This is a genomic window from Caulobacter sp. GW821-FHT12A07 (genome assembly GCF_058807655.1).
Genome location: NZ_JBXAQX010000010.1, coordinates 96,168 through 114,072, shown reverse-complemented (window position 1 = coordinate 114,072; position 17,905 = coordinate 96,168). Strand labels below are relative to the sequence as shown.

Annotated in this window: 20 protein-coding genes; 16 read left to right on the top strand and 4 right to left on the bottom strand. The window is 68.6% G+C overall.

Annotated elements, in window-relative coordinates; genetic code table 11:
- Nucleotides 1–2: 2 nt before the first annotated feature.
- Nucleotides 3–554, top strand: coding sequence for a hypothetical protein (locus tag AC1RRS_RS19110; RefSeq protein WP_492856486.1), 552 nt, complete (start codon nucleotides 3–5; stop codon nucleotides 552–554).
- 1,061 nt (nucleotides 555–1,615) lie between these two features.
- On the opposite strand, the gene AC1RRS_RS19105 is transcribed toward AC1RRS_RS19110, so the two are convergent.
- Nucleotides 1,616–2,590, bottom strand: coding sequence for an NAD(P)H-quinone oxidoreductase (locus AC1RRS_RS19105; RefSeq protein ID WP_492856484.1), 975 nt, complete (start codon nucleotides 2,588–2,590; stop codon nucleotides 1,616–1,618).
- A 74-nt stretch (nucleotides 2,591–2,664) separates the two neighbouring features.
- On the opposite strand from AC1RRS_RS19105, the gene AC1RRS_RS19100 reads away from it, so the two are divergent.
- From AC1RRS_RS19100 to AC1RRS_RS19075, 6 genes are all read left to right on the top strand, one after another.
- Entirely contained in the window at nucleotides 2,665–2,871 is a 207-nt protein-coding gene (locus tag AC1RRS_RS19100; protein WP_487289117.1) for a DUF1192 domain-containing protein, read from the top strand.
- A gap of 155 nt (nucleotides 2,872–3,026) precedes the next feature.
- Nucleotides 3,027–3,539: a protease adaptor protein RcdA gene (gene rcdA, locus AC1RRS_RS19095; RefSeq protein ID WP_487289119.1), complete on the top strand. Its 513-nt coding sequence runs from the start codon at nucleotides 3,027–3,029 to the stop codon at nucleotides 3,537–3,539.
- A gap of 153 nt (nucleotides 3,540–3,692) precedes the next feature.
- Nucleotides 3,693–4,481, top strand: a complete 789-nt coding sequence (gene thiD, locus AC1RRS_RS19090; RefSeq protein WP_492856601.1) for a bifunctional hydroxymethylpyrimidine kinase/phosphomethylpyrimidine kinase — start codon at nucleotides 3,693–3,695, stop codon at nucleotides 4,479–4,481.
- Nucleotides 4,478–4,957 (top strand): hypothetical protein, encoded by a 480-nt coding sequence (locus AC1RRS_RS19085; protein WP_492856483.1) that lies wholly within the window; start codon nucleotides 4,478–4,480, stop codon nucleotides 4,955–4,957. Before thiD ends, AC1RRS_RS19085 begins: the two co-directional genes overlap by 4 nt.
- A 49-nt stretch (nucleotides 4,958–5,006) precedes the next feature.
- Nucleotides 5,007–5,534: a nucleotidyltransferase family protein gene (locus AC1RRS_RS19080; RefSeq protein WP_492856599.1), complete on the top strand. Its 528-nt coding sequence runs from the start codon at nucleotides 5,007–5,009 to the stop codon at nucleotides 5,532–5,534.
- A gap of 68 nt (nucleotides 5,535–5,602) precedes the next feature.
- The gene (locus tag AC1RRS_RS19075; protein ID WP_492856598.1) at nucleotides 5,603–7,246 is read left to right on the top strand and encodes a family 43 glycosylhydrolase; all 1,644 of its coding nucleotides are present in this window, start codon (nucleotides 5,603–5,605) and stop codon (nucleotides 7,244–7,246) included.
- A 7-nt stretch (nucleotides 7,247–7,253) separates the two neighbouring features.
- Here the strand turns inward: AC1RRS_RS19075 and AC1RRS_RS19070 are convergent, their stop codons facing one another.
- On the bottom strand, nucleotides 7,254–8,369 hold the full coding sequence (locus tag AC1RRS_RS19070) for an ankyrin repeat domain-containing protein (protein WP_492856481.1): 1,116 nt from the start codon (nucleotides 8,367–8,369) through the stop codon (nucleotides 7,254–7,256).
- 148 nt (nucleotides 8,370–8,517) lie between these two features.
- Here AC1RRS_RS19070 and AC1RRS_RS19065 point away from each other — a divergent pair, with 148 nt between their 5' ends.
- Nucleotides 8,518–9,135, top strand: coding sequence for a DJ-1/PfpI family protein (locus AC1RRS_RS19065; RefSeq protein WP_492856479.1), 618 nt, complete (start codon nucleotides 8,518–8,520; stop codon nucleotides 9,133–9,135).
- A gap of 17 nt (nucleotides 9,136–9,152) precedes the next feature.
- Nucleotides 9,153–9,977 carry a PhzF family phenazine biosynthesis protein gene (locus AC1RRS_RS19060; protein WP_492856478.1) on the top strand — a complete coding sequence of 275 codons (825 nt, stop codon included), beginning with the start codon at nucleotides 9,153–9,155 and terminating at the stop codon, nucleotides 9,975–9,977.
- A gap of 6 nt (nucleotides 9,978–9,983) precedes the next feature.
- Here AC1RRS_RS19060 and AC1RRS_RS19055 read toward each other — a convergent pair whose 3' ends face one another.
- Both AC1RRS_RS19055 and AC1RRS_RS19050 read right to left on the bottom strand, forming a co-directional pair.
- On the bottom strand, nucleotides 9,984–10,343 hold the full coding sequence (locus tag AC1RRS_RS19055) for a hypothetical protein (RefSeq protein ID WP_492856477.1): 360 nt from the start codon (nucleotides 10,341–10,343) through the stop codon (nucleotides 9,984–9,986).
- Between the two features lie 152 nt (nucleotides 10,344–10,495).
- Complete coding sequence (locus AC1RRS_RS19050; RefSeq protein WP_492856475.1) at nucleotides 10,496–12,373, bottom strand: ATP-binding protein; 1,878 nt, start codon at nucleotides 12,371–12,373, stop codon at nucleotides 10,496–10,498.
- 167 nt (nucleotides 12,374–12,540) lie between these two features.
- Between AC1RRS_RS19050 and AC1RRS_RS19045 the strand changes: the two genes are divergently transcribed.
- The 7 genes from AC1RRS_RS19045 (at nucleotide 12,541) to AC1RRS_RS19015 (ending at nucleotide 17,881) form a co-directional block, all read left to right on the top strand.
- Nucleotides 12,541–12,885 carry a hypothetical protein gene (locus AC1RRS_RS19045; RefSeq protein WP_110121613.1) on the top strand — a complete coding sequence of 115 codons (345 nt, stop codon included), beginning with the start codon at nucleotides 12,541–12,543 and terminating at the stop codon, nucleotides 12,883–12,885.
- A gap of 60 nt (nucleotides 12,886–12,945) precedes the next feature.
- A complete protein-coding gene (locus AC1RRS_RS19040; protein ID WP_487289129.1) occupies nucleotides 12,946–13,371 on the top strand; it encodes a hypothetical protein in 426 nt (141 codons plus the stop codon).
- Nucleotides 13,372–13,518: 147 nt separating this feature from the next.
- Entirely contained in the window at nucleotides 13,519–14,694 is a 1,176-nt protein-coding gene (locus AC1RRS_RS19035) for a phosphoserine transaminase (protein WP_110121611.1), read from the top strand.
- Between the two features lie 5 nt (nucleotides 14,695–14,699).
- On the top strand, nucleotides 14,700–15,179 hold the full coding sequence (locus tag AC1RRS_RS19030; protein ID WP_492856473.1) for a hypothetical protein: 480 nt from the start codon (nucleotides 14,700–14,702) through the stop codon (nucleotides 15,177–15,179).
- A gap of 62 nt (nucleotides 15,180–15,241) precedes the next feature.
- Nucleotides 15,242–16,819, top strand: coding sequence for a phosphoglycerate dehydrogenase (serA, locus tag AC1RRS_RS19025; RefSeq protein WP_487289131.1), 1,578 nt, complete (start codon nucleotides 15,242–15,244; stop codon nucleotides 16,817–16,819).
- A 70-nt stretch (nucleotides 16,820–16,889) separates the two neighbouring features.
- Nucleotides 16,890–17,399, top strand: a complete 510-nt coding sequence (locus AC1RRS_RS19020; protein WP_492856471.1) for a hypothetical protein — start codon at nucleotides 16,890–16,892, stop codon at nucleotides 17,397–17,399.
- Nucleotides 17,400–17,506: 107 nt separating this feature from the next.
- Entirely contained in the window at nucleotides 17,507–17,881 is a 375-nt protein-coding gene (locus AC1RRS_RS19015) for a VanZ family protein (RefSeq protein ID WP_110121608.1), read from the top strand.
- Nucleotides 17,882–17,905: the final 24 nt, after the last annotated feature.

Genomic DNA, 17,905 nt, shown 5'->3' with positions numbered 1-17,905 from the left:
GCATGTGGTTTCTGCTGCCTCTGCTGCCGAGCATTCTGATCTACCGGCTGTTTCCCAAGTCGCCCGTGCGGGCGACGGGGGTCCTGGCGGGCATAACCTTCAACGCCGGCGGCGCGTTCGCCGTCTACCTGATCCTGTTCGCCGTCGCCGCGCCCTTCATCGTCGACCTGAACGACCGCATCGACCGTTCCCGCTCGCAGTTCTGGACGATCAACGCGACGGTGCAGCTGGACGGCGCCAACATCGAGGACTACGGCGGCGACACCTTCGCCGTCCTGCGTCCCGACGTCGTGGACTTCACCGAGGGCAACCTGGAAATCGCGGTGCGCAAGGACGAGCGCGGCATGTTCCCGCGCATCACCATCGTCGTCGGCTGCAATGGCGACCGGGCCTGCATCGCCGCGCCACGCGAAGGCGCCTATTACAAGACCATCAACCTCAACAGCGCCGACCTGAAGATGAAGGAGCTGCCGGGCGGGCGCCTCCAGCTGGTCGACACGGTGCGCCTGGTCAAACGCGTGCCCCGCACCGCGCCGCCTCCGCCGCCGAACTAGCAGGGGAGCCGCCTGATCCCTCTCCCCTTGCGGGAGAGGGTGGCCCTGCGGAGCAGGGTCGGGTGAGGGGTCTCTCAGCTGCTTGCTCCTCTCCCGTGCAACGGGGGAGGGGGACCACGAAGTGGTGGAGGGGGCGAGACTGGGCTCCGTGCCTGACCGCTCTCTCCTCCATAAAATCCCCGCGAAAGCGGAACAACTGATCCCTCTCCCCTTGCGGGAGAGGGTGGCCTCGCGGAGCGAGGTCGGGTGAGGGGTCTCTCAGAAATCAAACGCTGCGTGCGGCGGTCAGGCCGGGTGATGCGTCTCAAGTTTGAGAGACCCCTCATCCGACGGCCTTCGGCCGCCACCTTCTCCCGCAAGGGGAGAAGGATCGCGGACGGGGATAGATGAAGCTGGATCCCCGGCGACCGCTCCAAAGACCCCAACCAATCCAGCTGCTTGCAACTTTCTCAGCGCCCTGGATCAGACGCGCTCAAACCACCCGCATAATAACCCCGTCTCGCCGCACCGAAGGGGCGCGCGGCCAGCGACCATGCGGCGGCGGGATGCGATCGAGCGGGACTGGGGCGGATTGGGAAGATCCGTCGCGTCCGGGGACCTGGCGCTGGCCAGGCCCGCCCGTCGTCTGCTTGGGCGAGGATTACAGAGCACCCCTCTCCTCGTCGCCGCTTGAAAGGGAAACCTCGAAGGCGGTCCTGGTAAGGCGTTAAGAGCGCCGCCGCCCGGGAAGCCGGCAGTCTAACGACCGCGCGGAGCGTCTAGGCTTCGCCGAAACGGTACACACAACAACACCTCCGGGCGTCGCCCGGGCGCTCCGCTCTCCTTCATCAGCTCAGCGCAATCGCGCGTGAGATCGAGAGGTCGTGCGTCCAGGAACCTCCCCCTATGGGGGAGGCGGCCGAAGGCCGGTGGGGGGACGTTTTCAGCTTTTGAGGCGTCGGCCGATCCCGCACCAACTCCCCCCACCGATCGCTACGCGATCGCCTCCCCCACAGGGGGAGGTTCCTCGCGAACGGTCGCCACCTTCTCCCGCAAGGGGAGAAGGAAAACCGGGAGAAGGCTCAGGTGGTCAGCACCACCTTGCCCACGTGCTCGCCCGCCTCCAGGTGCGCATGGGCCTTGGCCGCCTCGGCCAGGGGGAAGGTCGCGTCGACGATGGGTTTGAGCTTGCCGGCCGCGATCCATGGCCAAACCACCCGCTCGATCTCGGCGGCCAGGCGGGCCTTTTCGTCGGCGGGGCGGGGGCGCAGGGTCGAGCCGGTGATCACGGCGCGTTTCTGCATCACCTTCATCACCGGGACCTCCAGCACCCCGCCGGCCAGGGCGGCGATGTAGACGATGCGGCCGCCGGTCTTCAGGGCGTCGAGGTTCTTGTCGAAATAGGCGGCCCCGACCATGTCGAGCACCACGTCGACCCCGCCGGCGGCCTTGGCGATCTCGGCGAAGTCCTCGGTTTTCGCGTCGACCGCCAGATCGGCGCCGAGTTCGAGCGCCTTGGCCTTCTTGTCGGTCCCGCGACCGGTGGCGATGACGATCGCGCCGGCCGCCTTGGCCATGGCGATCGCCGTTGTCCCGATCCCGGACGTCCCACCATGAATCAAAATGGTCTCGCCAGGCTTCAGCGCGCCGTGTTCGAACACATTGGCGAAGACGGTGAAGACGGTTTCGGGCAGGGCCGCGGCGTGAACGAAATCAAAGCCTTCGGGCACGGGCAGGGCCTGGCGGGCGTCGACCACGGCGTATTGCGCATAGCCCCCGCCGCCCAGCAGGGCGCAGACCTTGTCGCCGACCTTCCAGCGTCCGGCGGCGACCTCGACCTCGCCGGCGACCTCCAGGCCCAGCGTCGTCGGCGCGCCGGGCGGCGGCGGATAGAACCCCAGGCGCTGCAACAGGTCCGGACGATTGACGCCCGCCGCGCGCACCCGGATCAGGATCTCGCCCGGCCCCGGAACGGGACGTTCCACCTGGGCCGGGCGCAGGGCGTCGGCCGCCCCCTTGCCGCCTTCGATCTCGATCGCGGTCATGGTCTGGGACATGCTGGCGGCTCCGTCGCGCTTGCGTCGCGCCCTAGGTAGGCGTCTGATGGCCGATCGGAAAGGGAGGATGGCCGATGATGGAAGAGCCGGTCGAGCCGCGCGCGTTCCGTGGCGATGCGCTCAACAGCGCCGCGCACGAGGATCTCGAGACCTACGGCGTCATCGAACTGGAAGAGCGGATCGAGGCCCTCGAGGCCGAAATCGCCCGCACCAAAGCCCAGCTCAGCAAGAAGAAAGCCGGGCGCGCCGCGGCCGATGCGCTGTTTGGTCGCCTCGACTAACGAATGGTTTACGCTACCCGTGGACCCTTAAGGCGCGTCCGTCGGTCACAGTGAGTCGGGGCGGTCGCGAAACGGGACGTTAAGACTTGGCACGGGGGTTGCAGTCCGCCTCCTCAAGCGAGACGTCCTCGCGGCCTTAGAGGCATTGAGTAGACATGACCGATCCGAACGCGTCCACGGCCCCCTGGCGGGCGGGAGTCATCCAGGACTTCGCGCGCTCCGAACTGTTCGACCGCACCTTCGACGAGGGCATGCTGCTGGTCGAGGAGACCGCGGCCTATCTCGACGGGGCCGGCCGTCATGACAGCAAGATCCTGTCGCGCAACGCCGCCCTGGCCTACGCCAGCGAAAGCATGCGCCTGACCACGCGTCTGATGCAGGTGGCCTCGTGGCTGCTGGTGCAGCGCGCGGTCAAGGAAGGCGAGATGGCCCCCGAGGCCGCCTGCGCCGAGAACTACCGTCTCGCCGTCGAGACCAGCGAGCAGGCCGCCGCGATCGAGGATCTGCCCTTCGGCCTGGTGAACCTGCTGCAGCGCTCCGAGCGCCTGTACGAGCGGGTCCGCCACCTGGACCGCCGCATGTATGTCGAGGCCGCCGCCGTCGACGAGGCCCCGCGCCCCGTCCAGGCCCAGTTCGACCGCCTGACCGCCGCCTTCGGCGTCGCCTAACGTCTTTCCCGGGCGCCTTCGGCGTCGCCTGACGTCTTTCCTGGGCGCCTTCGGCGTCGCCTGATCCCCGTTCAAACCGACTTCAAAGCGGGGTAGGACAGGCGCGTGACCCAAGCGCCTTCCCCCGATTCCGCCATTCCCGCCGGACCCTTCCTGGGCCGCGTACTCATCCTGGCCGGATCCGATTCCGGCGGCGGGGCGGGCGTCCAGGCCGACATCAAGACCGTCACCGCCCTGGGCGGCTACGCGGCCACGGCGATCACCGCCATCACCGTGCAGAACACCCTGGGCGTCACCGGGGTGCATCCGATCCCGCTGGATGTAATCGAAGCCCAGGCCCGCGCCGTGCTCGACGACATCGGCGCCGACGCCTTCAAGACCGGCATGCTGGGCGATGTCGGCGTGGTCGAGACCGTGGCCCGGGTGCTGGCCAGCGCCCCCCACGTGCCGGCCGTCGTCGATCCGGTGATGATCGCCAAGGGCGGCGCTCCGCTGCTGGCCGACCGGGCGATCGACGCGGTCAAGGCGCTGATGATCCCCCGCGCCACGCTGCTGACCCCCAACGCGCCGGAGGCTTCGGCCCTGACCGGCCTGCCGGTCGAGACCATCGACGACCAGCGCCGGGCCGGCGAGGCCCTGCTGGAACTCGGCGCCCACGCCGTTCTGATGAAGGGCGGACACGTGCCCGGTGAGCGGGTCGTGGACCTGCTGATCACCCGCCAGGGCGAGACCAGCTTCGAGGGCGAGCGGATCGACACCCGCCACACCCACGGCACCGGCTGCACCCTGGCCAGCGCCATCGCCACCGGCCTGTCGCAGGGCCTGCCTTTGACGCAAGCTGTCGCCCGGGCCTGGAACTACGTCCACGAAGCCATGCTGCGCGCGCCCGGCCTCGGCAAGGGCCATGGTCCGCTCGACCACGCCTGGCCGGTGCGGGGATGAAGTCGAGCCCGAAAGGCGCGAAGCTTTTCTGGATCGCCGCCGCGGCGGTGCTCGTCGTGGCCTATGTCTACGTCACGCATGGCGGCGTGCGGGACGGCGGCGTGAGCCGCATCGAGATCGCCGGCGCGCCAGGCGAGCGGCTGGCCCGACACTTTCCGGGCTCGGACACGGTGTGCGAGTTCACGCCCGGCATCAAGTCGCCGCCCGACGCGAGCACGCTCTACACCGACGACAACACGCACGACGCCGTCCAGTCCGTCCGCGCTGTCTGTCCCGACATCGGCAAGCGCGACATCCCGTTCAGCTTTCTGGCGGTCGAGGAAAGCGTCTTCGTCGGCCTGAAGGGCTGCCGGGTGGTCGGCGTCTACAAGATCTACAAGGGCAAGCGTCCGATGGACGGCGTCCCGCAGGCGTTCTGCGCGCCGCCATCCCGGCTGCTGGTGACGAACGATGGAGGCGTGGGCCTTGACCCCTGAGACCCTGGAAACCCGCCTGATCGAGATCGTCCGCGCCACGCCGACGACGATGCAGGTGCTGCGCACCGTCCGCGACCTTGATTTGCCCGACTGGATGATCTTCTCCGGCGCGGTCTACCAGCCGGTGTTCAACAGCCTGACCGGCCGGCCGCTGGACTACGGCATCAAGGACTACGACGTCGCCTATCACGATGATCGCGACACCTCGTACGAGGCCGAGGACGTGGTGATCCAGCGCGTCGCCGCCGCCTTCGAGCCGCCGCTGCGCGAACTGGTCGAGGTGCGCAACCAGGCCCGGGTCCATCTCTGGTTCGAGAAGAAGTTCGGCGCCGACGAGCCCTATCCGGCCCTGCGCTCCAGCGCCGAGGCCCTGGAGCGGTTCGTGGCTACGGCCTTCTGCGTCGGCGTGCGGCTGGAGGCTGACGAGACCTTGCGCGTCTGGGCCCCGTTCGGCCTGGACGACCTCTTCGCCATGCGCCTGCGGCCCAATCCGCTGCGGGTGAAGGGCGCCGGCGGCTGGGCCCGCACCACCGGCTCGGCCAAGGCCCGCTGGCCGGAGATCAGCGTCGAGGGCTGAGGCTCTGGACGCCGCCGCCGCGTCGCTCTACGGAATTTGATAGCGCTATCATTTTCGTGAGCGACCCCATGGCCCTGCCGCGCCGCACCCTGTTCAAAGGCCTCCTGGCGGGCGTCGCCGCCGCGCCCGCCCTGGCCGCGCAAGCCGCCGAGGCCAAGCCGGTCGCCCAATCGAGCGTCAAGGCTACGGTCCCGACCTGGGGCAAGGGTCCGGACGGTCGCCGCACGGCCGACCTGGGCGACGGGACCTACCTGAACCCGATCATCGCCGGCGATCATCCGGATCCGACGATCCTCAAGGACGGCGACGTCTACTACATGACGTTCTCGTCGTTCCTGGCCTATCCGGGCCTGGTGATCTGGAAGTCGACGGATCTGGTGAACTGGACCCCGGTCGGCCCGGCGCTGCGCAAGCCGCTGGGCACGATCTGGGCGGTGGACCTGGTCAAGCACGACGGCCGCTACTTCATCTACATCCCGGCCGATCCGACCGGGCAGGGCTGGTCGATCTTCGCCATCTGGGCCGACAGCATCGAGGGGCCGTGGAGCGATCCGGTCGACCTGAAGATCAGCGGCTGCATCGATCCCGGCCACGTCGTGGGCGAGGACGGCAAGCGCTACCTGTTCGTCAACGGCGTGCGCAGGATCCGCCTGACCGACGATGGTTTGGCTACCGACGGTCAGCTGGAAAAGGCCTACGATCCCTGGCGCTATCCCGACGACTGGATCGTCGAGAACTTCGCGCCCGAAGGCCCCAAGCTGCTGCGTCACAACGGCTGGTTCTACCTGATCACCGCCGTCGGCGGCACGGCCGGGCCGGTGACCGGCCACATGGTCATCGCCGCCCGCTCGCGCTCGGTGAACGGCCCCTGGGAGCACTGCCCGCACAATCCGCTGGTGCGCACCCGCAGCGAGGCCGAGCCCTGGTGGTCGCGCGGCCACGCCAGCCTGGTCGAAGGCCCGGCCGGCGACTGGTGGATGGTCTATCACGCCTACGAGAACGGCTTTCGCACGCTGGGCCGCCAGACCCTGCTGGAGCCGATCGAATGGACCGCCGACGGCTGGTTCAAGCCGCTGGGCGGCGACCTCTCCAAGCCGATCAAGAAGCCGCGCGGCGGCAAGGCCGGGCCGTCGGGCTTCAACCTGTCGGACGACTTCTCGGCCGACCGCTTCGGCCTGCAGTGGGCCTTTCACGACCCCAAGCCCGGCGAGGGCGAGCGGACGACCTTCGAGGCCAAGGGCCTGCGCCTGAAGGGTTCTGGAACCTCGCCGATCGACAGCGCGCCCCTGACCTGCATCGTCGGCGACCGTTCGTACGAGGCCGAGATCTCGCTGGACCTGATCGGGGACGCCGAGGCGGGGATCCTGCTGTTCTACAATCACAAGGCCTTCGTCGGCCTGGGCGTCACCCCGACGGCGCTGAAGACCTTCCAGTACTCCGAGGAACTGGCCTGGGCGCGGATCAAGCACGAGACCCGCAGCGTCCGCCTGAAGGTGCGCAACGACGAGCACGTCGTGACGTACTGGTATTCCTACGATGACGGCGCGACCTGGACCCGCCACGGCACGCGGATGGAGGTCTCGGGCCTGCACCACAACGTGTTCGGCGGCTTCATCAGCCTGAAGGTCGGGATCTACGCGGCGGGGCCGGGCGAGGTGCGGCTGCGCAATTTCGTCTACCGCGCCGGCCTGCCGAAGACGGTCGAGAGCTAGGCGGGCGTCACCGCGTGTAGTCCGGCGCCGGCAGGGGCGCGGGCGTCGGGTTGAGCGCGACCCAGCGGACGGCCAGTTCGCAAAGGTCCGCGCCGGCGCCTTCGGTGGTCTTGATCTCGGCGGCCAGCCGCGCGGCCCGTTCGCGATCGGCGGTGGGCAGGGGCTCGCCGGAACCGATGTGCGCCAGGAAGGCGCGCAGCATTTTGCGGTAGTCGGCGTCCCAGTTGGCGGCGCCATTGCCGTCGATCTCGTTGGCGACCTTGCCCGTGATGCGGATCACCTCGCCCTGCACGGTGGAGGCCGCGCCGCGGGAGGGAACCAGCAGTTCCCACAGTTCCTGGTGCTGGTCCTGCCAGTTGGCCGATCTGGCGACGATCGGCGCGCGCTCGTCGTGCATGACCCGGCGCGGGACGGGCGGAACCTCGAACAGCGCATAGAGCCGGTCGAGCCCGGCGCTGGTCTCTTCCAGAAAGTCGGGATTGAAGCCCTGGCGGTGGAACTCGAAATTCTCGCCGATGCGCTGGACGAAGGCCTGCATCCGCGGCGTGACGTTGGCGCGGTCGCCGGACTTGCCCGTGAAGCGTCTGAAGAGATCGCCCAGGCCCTGCTTGCGCGGCGGCTCGGCCGCCAGCAGCAGCTCGGCGACCCCGGCCATCGCCGCGATCTGGGCGTTGCTGCACCGCTGCAGGCCCGCGACCAGGGGCGTCAGCCCGGCGGTGTCGAGCGCGTCAGCCCGTGCGCCGCGTTCGAGCAGCCGGCGCACGGCGTCGAGATTGGCGAACTGGGCGGCGTGGTGCAGCGGCGTGGCGCCGTCGTTGTCGAGGACGTGCACGTCGGCGCCCAGCGCCAGCAGGGTCTCGACATTGCCGAACAGGCTGGAGGCGCGGTTGTGCAGAGGCGTGCGGCCGTAGCTGTCCTTGGCCTCGATGTCGGCGCCCTGGCCGACCAGCCAGCGCGCCAGATCGTCGGAGCAACTGTGGAAGCCCAGGGCGGTCTGCTTGCCGTAGCCGCCCCGGGCGTCGAGTTCGCAGGTCTCGAACACCGCCTGCTGCGCGGCGAGATCGCCTGCCTTCAGCAGGGCGTCGAAGTCCTTGGGCAGCAGCTTCTTCTTGGCCTTCGGCATCGTCGTCCTTCTCGATCGCCGGTGAACGAGCAAGGCTATGCCAACCGCATGGCGACCTGCGAAGGAGTATTGTCATGATGACAATACTCCTTTTGCTTCATGGATCATTGCCCGTTACCGCTTGAGCCTCACGCAAGAGGAGGCTCCGGTGCGGATCGCGGTTCTGACGTTCGATGGGTTCAACGAGCTGGACTCGTTCATCGCCGCGGCGATCCTCAACCGCATGAAGCCCAAGGGCTGGGCGGCTTACATCACCGCGCCGACGCCGGAGGTCACCTCGCTGAACGGGGTGACGGTGCAGCGCCAGCAGCCCCTCGAGTTCGCCGCCGAGGCAGACGCCGTGCTGATCGGTAGCGGCTCGAAGACCCGCGAGATCGCCGCCGATGCAGACCTGCTGTCGCGGCTGAAGCTGGATCCCTCACGCCAGCTGATCGGCGCGCAGTGCTCGGGGACCCTGCTGCTGGCCAAGCTCGGCCTCGTCGGCGACCTGCCGGCCTGCACCGATCTTACGACCAAGCCCTGGGTGGTCGAGGCCGGGGTCCAGGTGCTGGACGCGCCGTTCGTGGCCCACGGCAATGTCGCCACCGCCGGCGGCTGCCTGGCCTCGCAGTACCTGGCCGCCTGGACTATCGCGCGGCTGGCGGGCCTGGCCGAGGCCGAGGAGGCCATCCGCTACGTCGCGCCGGTGGGCGAGAAGGATGCTTACGTCGCCCGCGCCCTGGCGGCGATCACGCCGTTCCTGCCGGCCGAAGACGTCGCCGCCTGATTTTCGGGAGAAGCCCCATGCGCCAATGGACCATCGACGCCTTCGCGTCCGCCCCCTTCAAGGGCAACCCGGCCTGCGTGGTCGAGCCGTTCGATCGCTGGCCGAGCGACGCCTGGATGCAGGCCCTGGCGGCCGAGAACAACCAGGCCGAGACGGCCTTCCTGCTGAAGACCGCCGATCCGGCCCGCTATGGCCTGCGCTGGTTCACCCCGGCCAGGGAGGCCCCGCTGTGCGGCCACGCCACGCTGGCGTCCGCCCACGCCCTGTTCGCCGAACTGGGCGCGGACGTCGAGGTGCTGGCCTTCGACACCCTGTCGGGCGAGCTGCGGGTGCGGCGCGACGGCGAACGGCTGGAGATGGATTTTCCGGCCAATCCGCCGCACCGGGTCGGGATCCCAGAGGGTCTGGCCGACGCACTGGGCGCGCCGGTGGTCGAGGCCTGGGCCGGCGCCTATCTGGTGGCGGTGCTGGAGGACGAGGCGGCCGTGCGGCGGCTGGAGCCGGATTTCGCCGCCCTCAATCGTCTCGAAAGCGAGGCGACCGACGGCAAGGGCCAGGTCATCGCCGTCGCCCTGGCCGATGCGGGCCGGCCCTATGCGGTGGTCAGCCGCTTCTTCGCGCCGGCGGCGGGCATTCCCGAGGATCCGACCACGGGTTCGGCCCACTGCATCCTGATGCCGCTCTATGGCGACAAGCTGGGCAAGACGGCGCTGGAGTTTCACCAGGCCTATCCGGGCCGGGGCGGGGACCTCTCATGCGAAAGCCGCGGCGCGCGCGTGATCCTGCGCGGCCGCGGCCTTACGGTGGTGGAAAGCCGGCTCCGGGTGGAGCCGACCTTCTAGTCGAGACTACCAGCGACCGCGGTGGTCGTTGCGGTCGCCGCGGCCGTAGCCTTGGCCGTAGTCGCGGTCATGACGCTCGTAGCGGATCTGGGCGCTGATGCGGTCCAGGCGACGGTCGAGGTCGGCGCGTTCCCAGCCGTTCAGGCCGCCGGCGCGGTAGCGGTATTCGAGGCGGGCCACTTCGCGCAGTTCGCCGTTCAGGCGGCGGGCTTCCTGGCGGTTCAGGTCGCCGTTGCGCACGCCGCGGTCGATGCGCTGCTCCAGCTGCGCCTGGCGCTGGTTGATGGGCTGGGCCATGGCCGCGGCGGGGAGGGTGGCGGCCGCCAGGGCCGAGACCGCAACGATCGGGAGAATGATCTTCTTCATCGGTTCGGTTCCTTCTCAATCTGATCCGCCGTCCTTGTCGGCGGCGTTGAGGAGAAGAAACCACGTCCCGCCTGAAGCGGTTCTGAGCCCGTCGTTATGTTGGGTTCATCTACCTGAAGACGTCCCTGGACAAGCTCAGGACGAGGGGGAGGTCAGGCGGCGGCCGCCATGCGGGCCGCGGCGGCCACGGCGTCCTCGATGGCGGCGTAGAGCTTGGTGACCTCGATCGGCTTGGCCACGTGGCCGTCCATGCCAGCGGCCAGATAGCCCTCGACCTGGTGGACCAGGGCGTTGGCGGTGACCGCCACGATCGGGGTGCGGGCGCGGCCCTCGGCGGCTTCCAGCGAACGGATGGTGCGGGCGGCTTCGACGCCGTCCATCACCGGCATGTGGATGTCCATCAGGATCACGTCGTGACCGCCGGCGCGCCAGGCCTCGACGCAGGCCGCGCCGTCGGCGACCAGCGCCACCTCGGCGCCCAGCGGGGCGAGGACGGCGGCGATGACCTTCTGGTTGGTCAGGTTGTCGTCGGCGGCCAGCACGCGCAGGCGGCGGCCGGCGGCGGCGTCGGACGGCTCGTCGACCGGTGCGGCCTGGGCGATCTCGCCCTCGCCGCGCGGCATGGCCACGACGACGGTGAAGGTCGAGCCCTGGCCTTCGCGGCTCTGGACGTGGATGCCTCCGCCCATGACGGCGGCCAGCTCGCGGCAGATCGACAGGCCCAGGCCCGAACCGCCGAAGCGGCGGGTGGTCGAGCTGTCGGCCTGGACGAACTTGTCGAACAGGCGCGGCAGGATGTCGGTGGCGATGCCGATGCCGGTGTCGGTGACGTCGATGCGCAGGCCCGAGCCGTCCTCGGCCGAGGCGAAGCGGACCGAGACCGCGCCTTCCAGCGTGAACTTCAGGGCGTTGGACACCAGGTTGTTGAGGATCTGGCGCAGGCGATCCACGTCGCCGTGCCAGCCGCCCAGGGCCTCGGGGGCGACCATGACGCCGAAGTCCAGCCCCTTGTCGCGGGCCTGGTCGACGAAGGTCTCGCGCAGCGAGGAGGCGAGGGCGGAAAGGTCGAAGTCGCGCTCGACCAACTCCAGGCGACCGGCCTCGATCTTCGACAGGTCGAGCACGTCGTTGAGCACGGCCAGCAGCAGGCCGCCCGACTCGCGGATCACCGACAGGCGCTCGCGCTGCTTGGAGGAAAGGTCGTCCATGGCCATCACTTCGGTCATGGCCAGCACGCCGTTCAGGGGCGTGCGGATCTCGTGGCTCATATTGGCCAGGAAGTGCGACTTCAGCACGTTGGCGGCGTTGGCGTCGTCGCGCGCCTTGACCAGTTCGCCCATGGCCGAGCGCAGGTCGTGGTCATTGGCCTCGAGGCGGGCCACCAGGTGGTTGAAGCTGTCGGTCAGGCTGTGGAAGACGTCGTCGTCGCTGGCCTGCTGGACGGGGCTGTAGCGGCCCCCCTGGGCCATGTCGTGCATGGCGTCAGACAGCCGCTGCATCGGCTTGGTCATCCGCCGGGCCAGGCTGTTGGCCAGAAGGATGGCCAGGCCCGCGGCCCCAAAGAACAGGGCGCCGGTCAGGGCGAGGTCGCGGGCCAGGATCTCGACCAGGCTCGGCTGGCGCGCCACCAGCGACAGTTCGCCGACCTTGCGGCCCGACAGGGTCACCGGACGGGTCAGGGTCTCGACGTTGTCTTCGTTCTCGACGCCGATGCGGGCCACGATCTGGCCCGAGGTGTCGGTGAGGCGGGCGCCGGCCACGTGCGGGGCCTTGATGACCGCGTCGAGGGCGCGGCTGGCGCCGGCGGCGTTATGGTCGGCGAGCGAGGAGGCGGCGCCGGCGGCGACCATCTCGGCCAGGACGCGATGGTTCTCGCGGGCTTCCTGGCGGGCGACGCTCCACTGCTGGAGCATGAAGCACAGGCATGCGGCGGTCAGGGCGGCGATCGTCGTGCCCAGCGCAACGCCGGCGATCCGCGCCTGTAAAGGCGCGTGAGCCGAAGTTTCGGAGATGTGCCTCGTGTCGTCCATGGGCCTTCCGGCAGGTCAAGCACGTGCATTTTGCCGGCAGGTTCCTAACGCTTCGCTTCCAGCCCCAGGTGCAGTCGCGACAAAACAACGCTAGGGCGCATTTTCGATTGCGGCGACATTAATGATTCGTTTACCTTTTGACTCGGTTCTCTGGAGGAGTCGGGTACGTGGAAAAAGTGTTTGTTGCTCAACGTGTCGCCAACAAGTTGTTTGCGACCGAAAACGCCGTCGATGCGGCGATGGTGAACGCCGCCGAACTGATGTCGGACATGCTGAAGGCCCGTAAGGACCTTGGTCTGTCGGCCGTCGTCGGCGACAAGGCCAGCGCGAAGCTGGTCGAGGCCCTGGCTGCGCTGGGAGAAGCCCGCAGCGCCATGGTCGGCATGCACAACGAGCTCAGCGAAGTGAAACTCCGCGTGGGTATCCGCACCAAACTCGCGGGTGTGGAAGTCAAGGAAGACAACGTCACGACCACCGGTCAGAAGTCGACGGACCTGCGCGGCGTCGCCTGACGGCGAAGTTGCAAGACTTTAACTTAGCAAGGCCCCTAATTTGCGTTAGGGGCCTTGCGCATGTTTGGAAACCTCATCGCCGTCGTCATATGGGGCGCGATCATCGCGCTGGCGGCGCTCGCGTGGGCGAAGGGCGGTAAGGCCGAACGGCTGGCCGCCCTGGCGGTGGTGATCGGCAGCGTCGGCGTTTCGGCCATCCACCTGCTGCTGCCGCCGGCGATCCAGCCGGTGATTCTGCTGATCGACGATGCGGCCCTGGCGGTGGTCTTCCTGCTGCTGGCCATGCGTTTCGTCAGCGCCTGGCTGGGCGTGGCGATGCTTCTGCAGGCGGTGCAGTTCAGCCTGCACGCCTATTACCTCGTGGCCGAGAAGGCGCACGACAACCTCTACAAGATGGTCAACAACATCAACACGATCGGGGTGCTGGCCTGCATCCTGCTGGGCACGATCCTGGCCTGGCGCCGCAAGGCCCGTTCCGCAAAATAATTGCCGAGCGCGGACGATCGGTCGCGCCCAGCGGAATAAAATTCCAGAAAATGGCTCTTGCCTTCCGACCGAAAACGGGGTTTTTCGCCGGCGGGCCACGCCCCCCCAACGGGGCGCAGTCCATCTGTAAGGATGGGAGACATCGCCATGACTACCCTCGCCAAGCCGGCAATCCGTCCGGCTCGCCCCGAGTTCTCTTCCGGCCCCTGCGCCAAGCGCCCCGGCTGGTCCCCCGAAAATCTGAGGAACGCGGTCCTGGGCCGCTCGCACCGCTCCAAGCTGGGCAAGGCGCGCCTGAAGGCCGCCATCGACCAGACGCGCGACGTGCTCGAAGTGCCCGCCGACTTCCTGATCGGCATCGTCCCCGGTTCGGACACCGGCGCCGTCGAAATGGCGATGTGGTCGATGCTGGGCGCCCGCCCCGTGCAACTCCTGGCCTTCGAGTCCTTCGGCAAGGACTGGGTCACGGACGTCACCAAGCAACTGAAGCTGCCCGACGTCGAGGTGCTGAGCGCCCCGTACGGCGAGCTGCCCGACACCGCCAAGGTCGATCCGGCCAAGGATCTTGTCTTCACCTGGAACGGCACGACCTCGGGCGTGCGCGTGCCCAACGCCGACTTCATCTCGGACGACCGTGAAGGCATCACCATCTGCGACGCCACCAGCGCCGCCTTCGCCCAGGACCTGGACTGGACCAAGCTCGATGTCGTGACCTTCTCCTGGCAGAAGGCGCTGGGCGGCGAGGGCGCGCACGGGATCCTGATCCTGTCGCCGCGCGCCGTGGCCCGCCTGGAAAGCTACGTCCCGGCCTGGCCGATGCCGAAGCTGTTCCGCATGACCAAGAACGGGAAGGTCACGCTCGACCTGTTCGAGGGCGCGACGATCAACACTCCGTCGATGCTGTGCGTGGAAGACGCCCTGGACGCCCTGCAATGGGGCGCCTCGATCGGCGGCCTGCAGGCCATGCAGGGCCGCGCCGACCAGAACCTCAAGGTGCTGGCCGACTGGGTCGAGAAGACCGCCTGGGTCGACTTCCTGGCCGCTTCGCCGGAAATCCGCTCCAACACCTCGGTGTGCCTGAAGGTGGTCGACGCCGAGATCGCCGCCCTGCCGGCCGACGCCCAGGCCGACTTCGCCAAGAAGCTGGCCAGCCTGCTCGAGAAGGAGGGCGCGGCCCTCGACATCGGCGGCTATCGCGACGCTCCGGCCGGCCTGCGCATCTGGTGCGGCGCCACGGTCGAGGCCTCGGACCTCGAAGCCCTGACCCCGTGGCTCGACTGGGCCTTCTCGGAAACCAAGGCGGCGGTCCTGCAAGCGGCCTGACGCTGGTGTTCGCCGACCCCCTCACGCAGCGCCTGGCCGATTTCGTCATCGACCTCGGCATCGACGTGAGGGCGGGCGAGCTGCCCGACGACACCTTCCTGCCGGGACTGGACATTCGGTTCGGCGGGTTGGTGATCGACGAGCGGCGCCTGGCCCATCCCGGCGACATCCTGCACGAGGCCGGCCACATCGCCGTCACCGAGCCCGAAAGCCGCCAGGCCGAACGGCTCGAGCCCACCGACGGCGAGGAAATGGCCACGCTGGCCTGGTCCTGGGCGGCCCTGACCCATCTGGGTCTGGATCCCGCCGTGGTCTTCCATCCGGAAGGCTACAAGGGCGAGGCGGCCTGGCTGGCCGAGACCTTCGCGTCGGGCGGCGCCATCGGCGTGCCGCTGCTCCAGTACTACGGCCTCTGCGTCGAGCCCCGCCTGGCGGCCGAACGCGGCGTCCCTCCCTTCCCGCACATGCTGCGCTGGCTTCGCTGAGCGCGGCTTTCAAGACAGACATCGCGGCCCGACCGGCCGCCACCGATCAAGGAACACGCAACATGGCTCCTCGCGTCCTCATCGCCGACAAGCTTTCCCCGGCCGCCGTCGACATCTTCAAGAACCGCGGCGTCGATTTCGACATCAAGGTCGGTCTCTCGAAGGATGAGCTGATCGCCGTCATCGGCGACTATGACGGCATCGCCATCCGCTCGGGCGCCAAGCTCGACAAGGACGTCATCGCCGCCGCGAACAAGCTGCAGGTCATCGCCCGCGCCGGCATCGGCGTCGACAACGTCGACATCCCGGCCGCCACCGCCAAGGGCGTGGTGGTGATGAACACCCCGTTCGGCAACTCGATCACCACGGCCGAGCACGCCATCGCCATGATGTTCGCCCTGGCCCGCCAACTGCCGGCCGCCGACGCCAGCACCCAGGCCGGCAAGTGGGAGAAGAACCGCTTCATGGGCGTGGAGCTGTACGCCAAGACCCTGGGCCTGATCGGCGCCGGCAACATCGGCGGCATCGTCGCCGACCGCGCCCTGGGCCTGAAGATGAAGGTCGTCGCCTACGACCCCTTCCTGTCGCCCGAGCGCGCCATCGAGATGGGCGTCGAGAAGGTCGAGCTGGAAGACCTGCTGGCCCGCGCCGACGTCATCACCCTGCACACCCCGCTGACCGACAAGACCCGCAACATCCTGTCGGCCGAGAACCTGGCCAAGACCAAGAAGGGCGTGCTGATCGTCAACTGCGCCCGCGGCGGCCTGGTCGACGAAGTCGCCCTGCGCAAGCTGCTGGACGACGGCCACGTGGGCGGCGCGGCCTTCGACGTGTTCGTCACCGAGCCGGCCAAGGAAAACCCGCTGTTCGGTTCGGACAAGGTGGTGGCCACCCCGCACCTGGGCGCCTCGACCTCGGAAGCCCAGGAGAACGTGGCCCTGCAGGTCGCCGAGCAGGTCAGCGACTACCTGCTGACCGGCGCCGTGACCAACGCCCTGAACAGCCCCTCGGTCAGCGCCGAGGAAGCCCCGAAGCTGAAGCCGTTCGTGGCCCTGGCCGAGAAGATCGGCGCCCTGGCCGGCCAGATGGTCGACTTCGGCATCAAGGCCATCGACATCGCCTTCGAAGGTGAAGTCGCCGCCCTGAACGTCAAGCCGCTGACCTCGGCGGCTCTCGCCGGCGTGCTGAAGCCGATGCTGGCCGAGATCAACATGGTTTCGGCTCCGGCCGTGGCCAAGGAGCGCGGCATCACCGTCTCCGAGAGCCGCCAGGAAAAGAGCCCGACCTACGACTCGCTGCTGCGCGTGACCATCACCACCGAGAAGGGCAAGCGCGTCTTCGCCGGCACGGTGATCGCCGGCGCCCCGCGCGTCGTCGAGGTCAAGGGCATGGAGCTGGACGCGGGCTTCTCGCCGGCCATGCTCTACATCAACAACCTGGACAAGCCGGGCTTCATCGGCGCGCTGGGCATGCTGCTGGGCGAAGCGGGCGTCAACATCGCCACCTTCAACCTGGGCCGCGTCTCGGCCGACGAGGACGCCATCGCCCTCGTGGGCGTCGACCAGGCCCCGAGCGAAGAGCTGCTGGCCAAGATCCAGGCCCTGCCGCACGTGAAGGAAGCCCGCGCGCTGACCTTCTAAAGTTCGCGGAGACCTTCTAGGGTTCGATCAGCCCCCGGCCCAGGCCGGGGGCTTTTTCGTGGGGGCGAGCATGGATTTCTCGGACGAGCGATGGGGAGGCCTGCTTGGCGGCTATCGGCTGCCCTGCGATCCTCGAAAGGCGCTTCGGGCGATCGAGGACGGCCTGAATGTAGAAGCTGCCTGGTCCGAGCTCTGGGAAGAGCTTCACCACCAGGGCGATGTCGACCTGGCCTCCTACGCCGCCGTGCCGCACCTGGCCCGGCTGGCGGCGGCCGGCAAGGCGGGCGGCTGGAACGCCTACGCCCTGGCGGCGACCATCGAGCAGTCGCGCGGCCATGATCGCAATCCGCCGCTTTCCGACTGGCTGGCGTCTGGTTATGCGCAGGCCTGGACGACGCTGTTCTCGTCCGCGCTCGACACCCTGCGCACGGCCGATGATCCCGATGTGGTCAGCAGCGCGCTCGCCGTGGTCGCGATCCACCGGTGCATGCCGGTCCTGGGACGGATGGCGTCGGATTTCTCCGAAGCCGAGCGGCTGGCGATCCTGATCGACGCGGGTTGGGAAGACCCGTCGGGATAAGCAGTTTCCGTGCAGCTTTCGAATGAAAGCCGTGAAGGCCGCCCGCCGCCATTTTCAAGCCCCAGGTGAGCGGCTAGGGCAGGGCTCGCGTCTCTCCAGGAGCCCTGATGTCCCGCAGCTTCAAGCGCAAGATCAACTGGCTGGCCTTCGCCGTGTTCGCGGCGGCCGCCGCCTACGCCTTCTGGAAGGCGGTCACGCCGGGCGACGACAGCGTCGGACTGATCCCGTGGGACAAGGCCAAGCACTTCATCGTCTTCTACGTCCTGGCCGTGCTGGGGTGCCTGGCCATGCCCAAGAGCCGGCTCTGGCGGATCGGGGCGGTGCTGGTGGCTTTCGGCGCGCTGATCGAGGTGGTGCAGCACTTCGTGGGCCGCGACATGTCGTTCGGCGACCTGATCGCCGACTTCTGCGGGGTGTCGGCGGCCTATGCCTACAGCGTGGTGGGCGTGATCCGTCGCAAGCTCCCAGCCGGCCGAGCTTGACCGTCCGAACTTGACCGTCGTTAC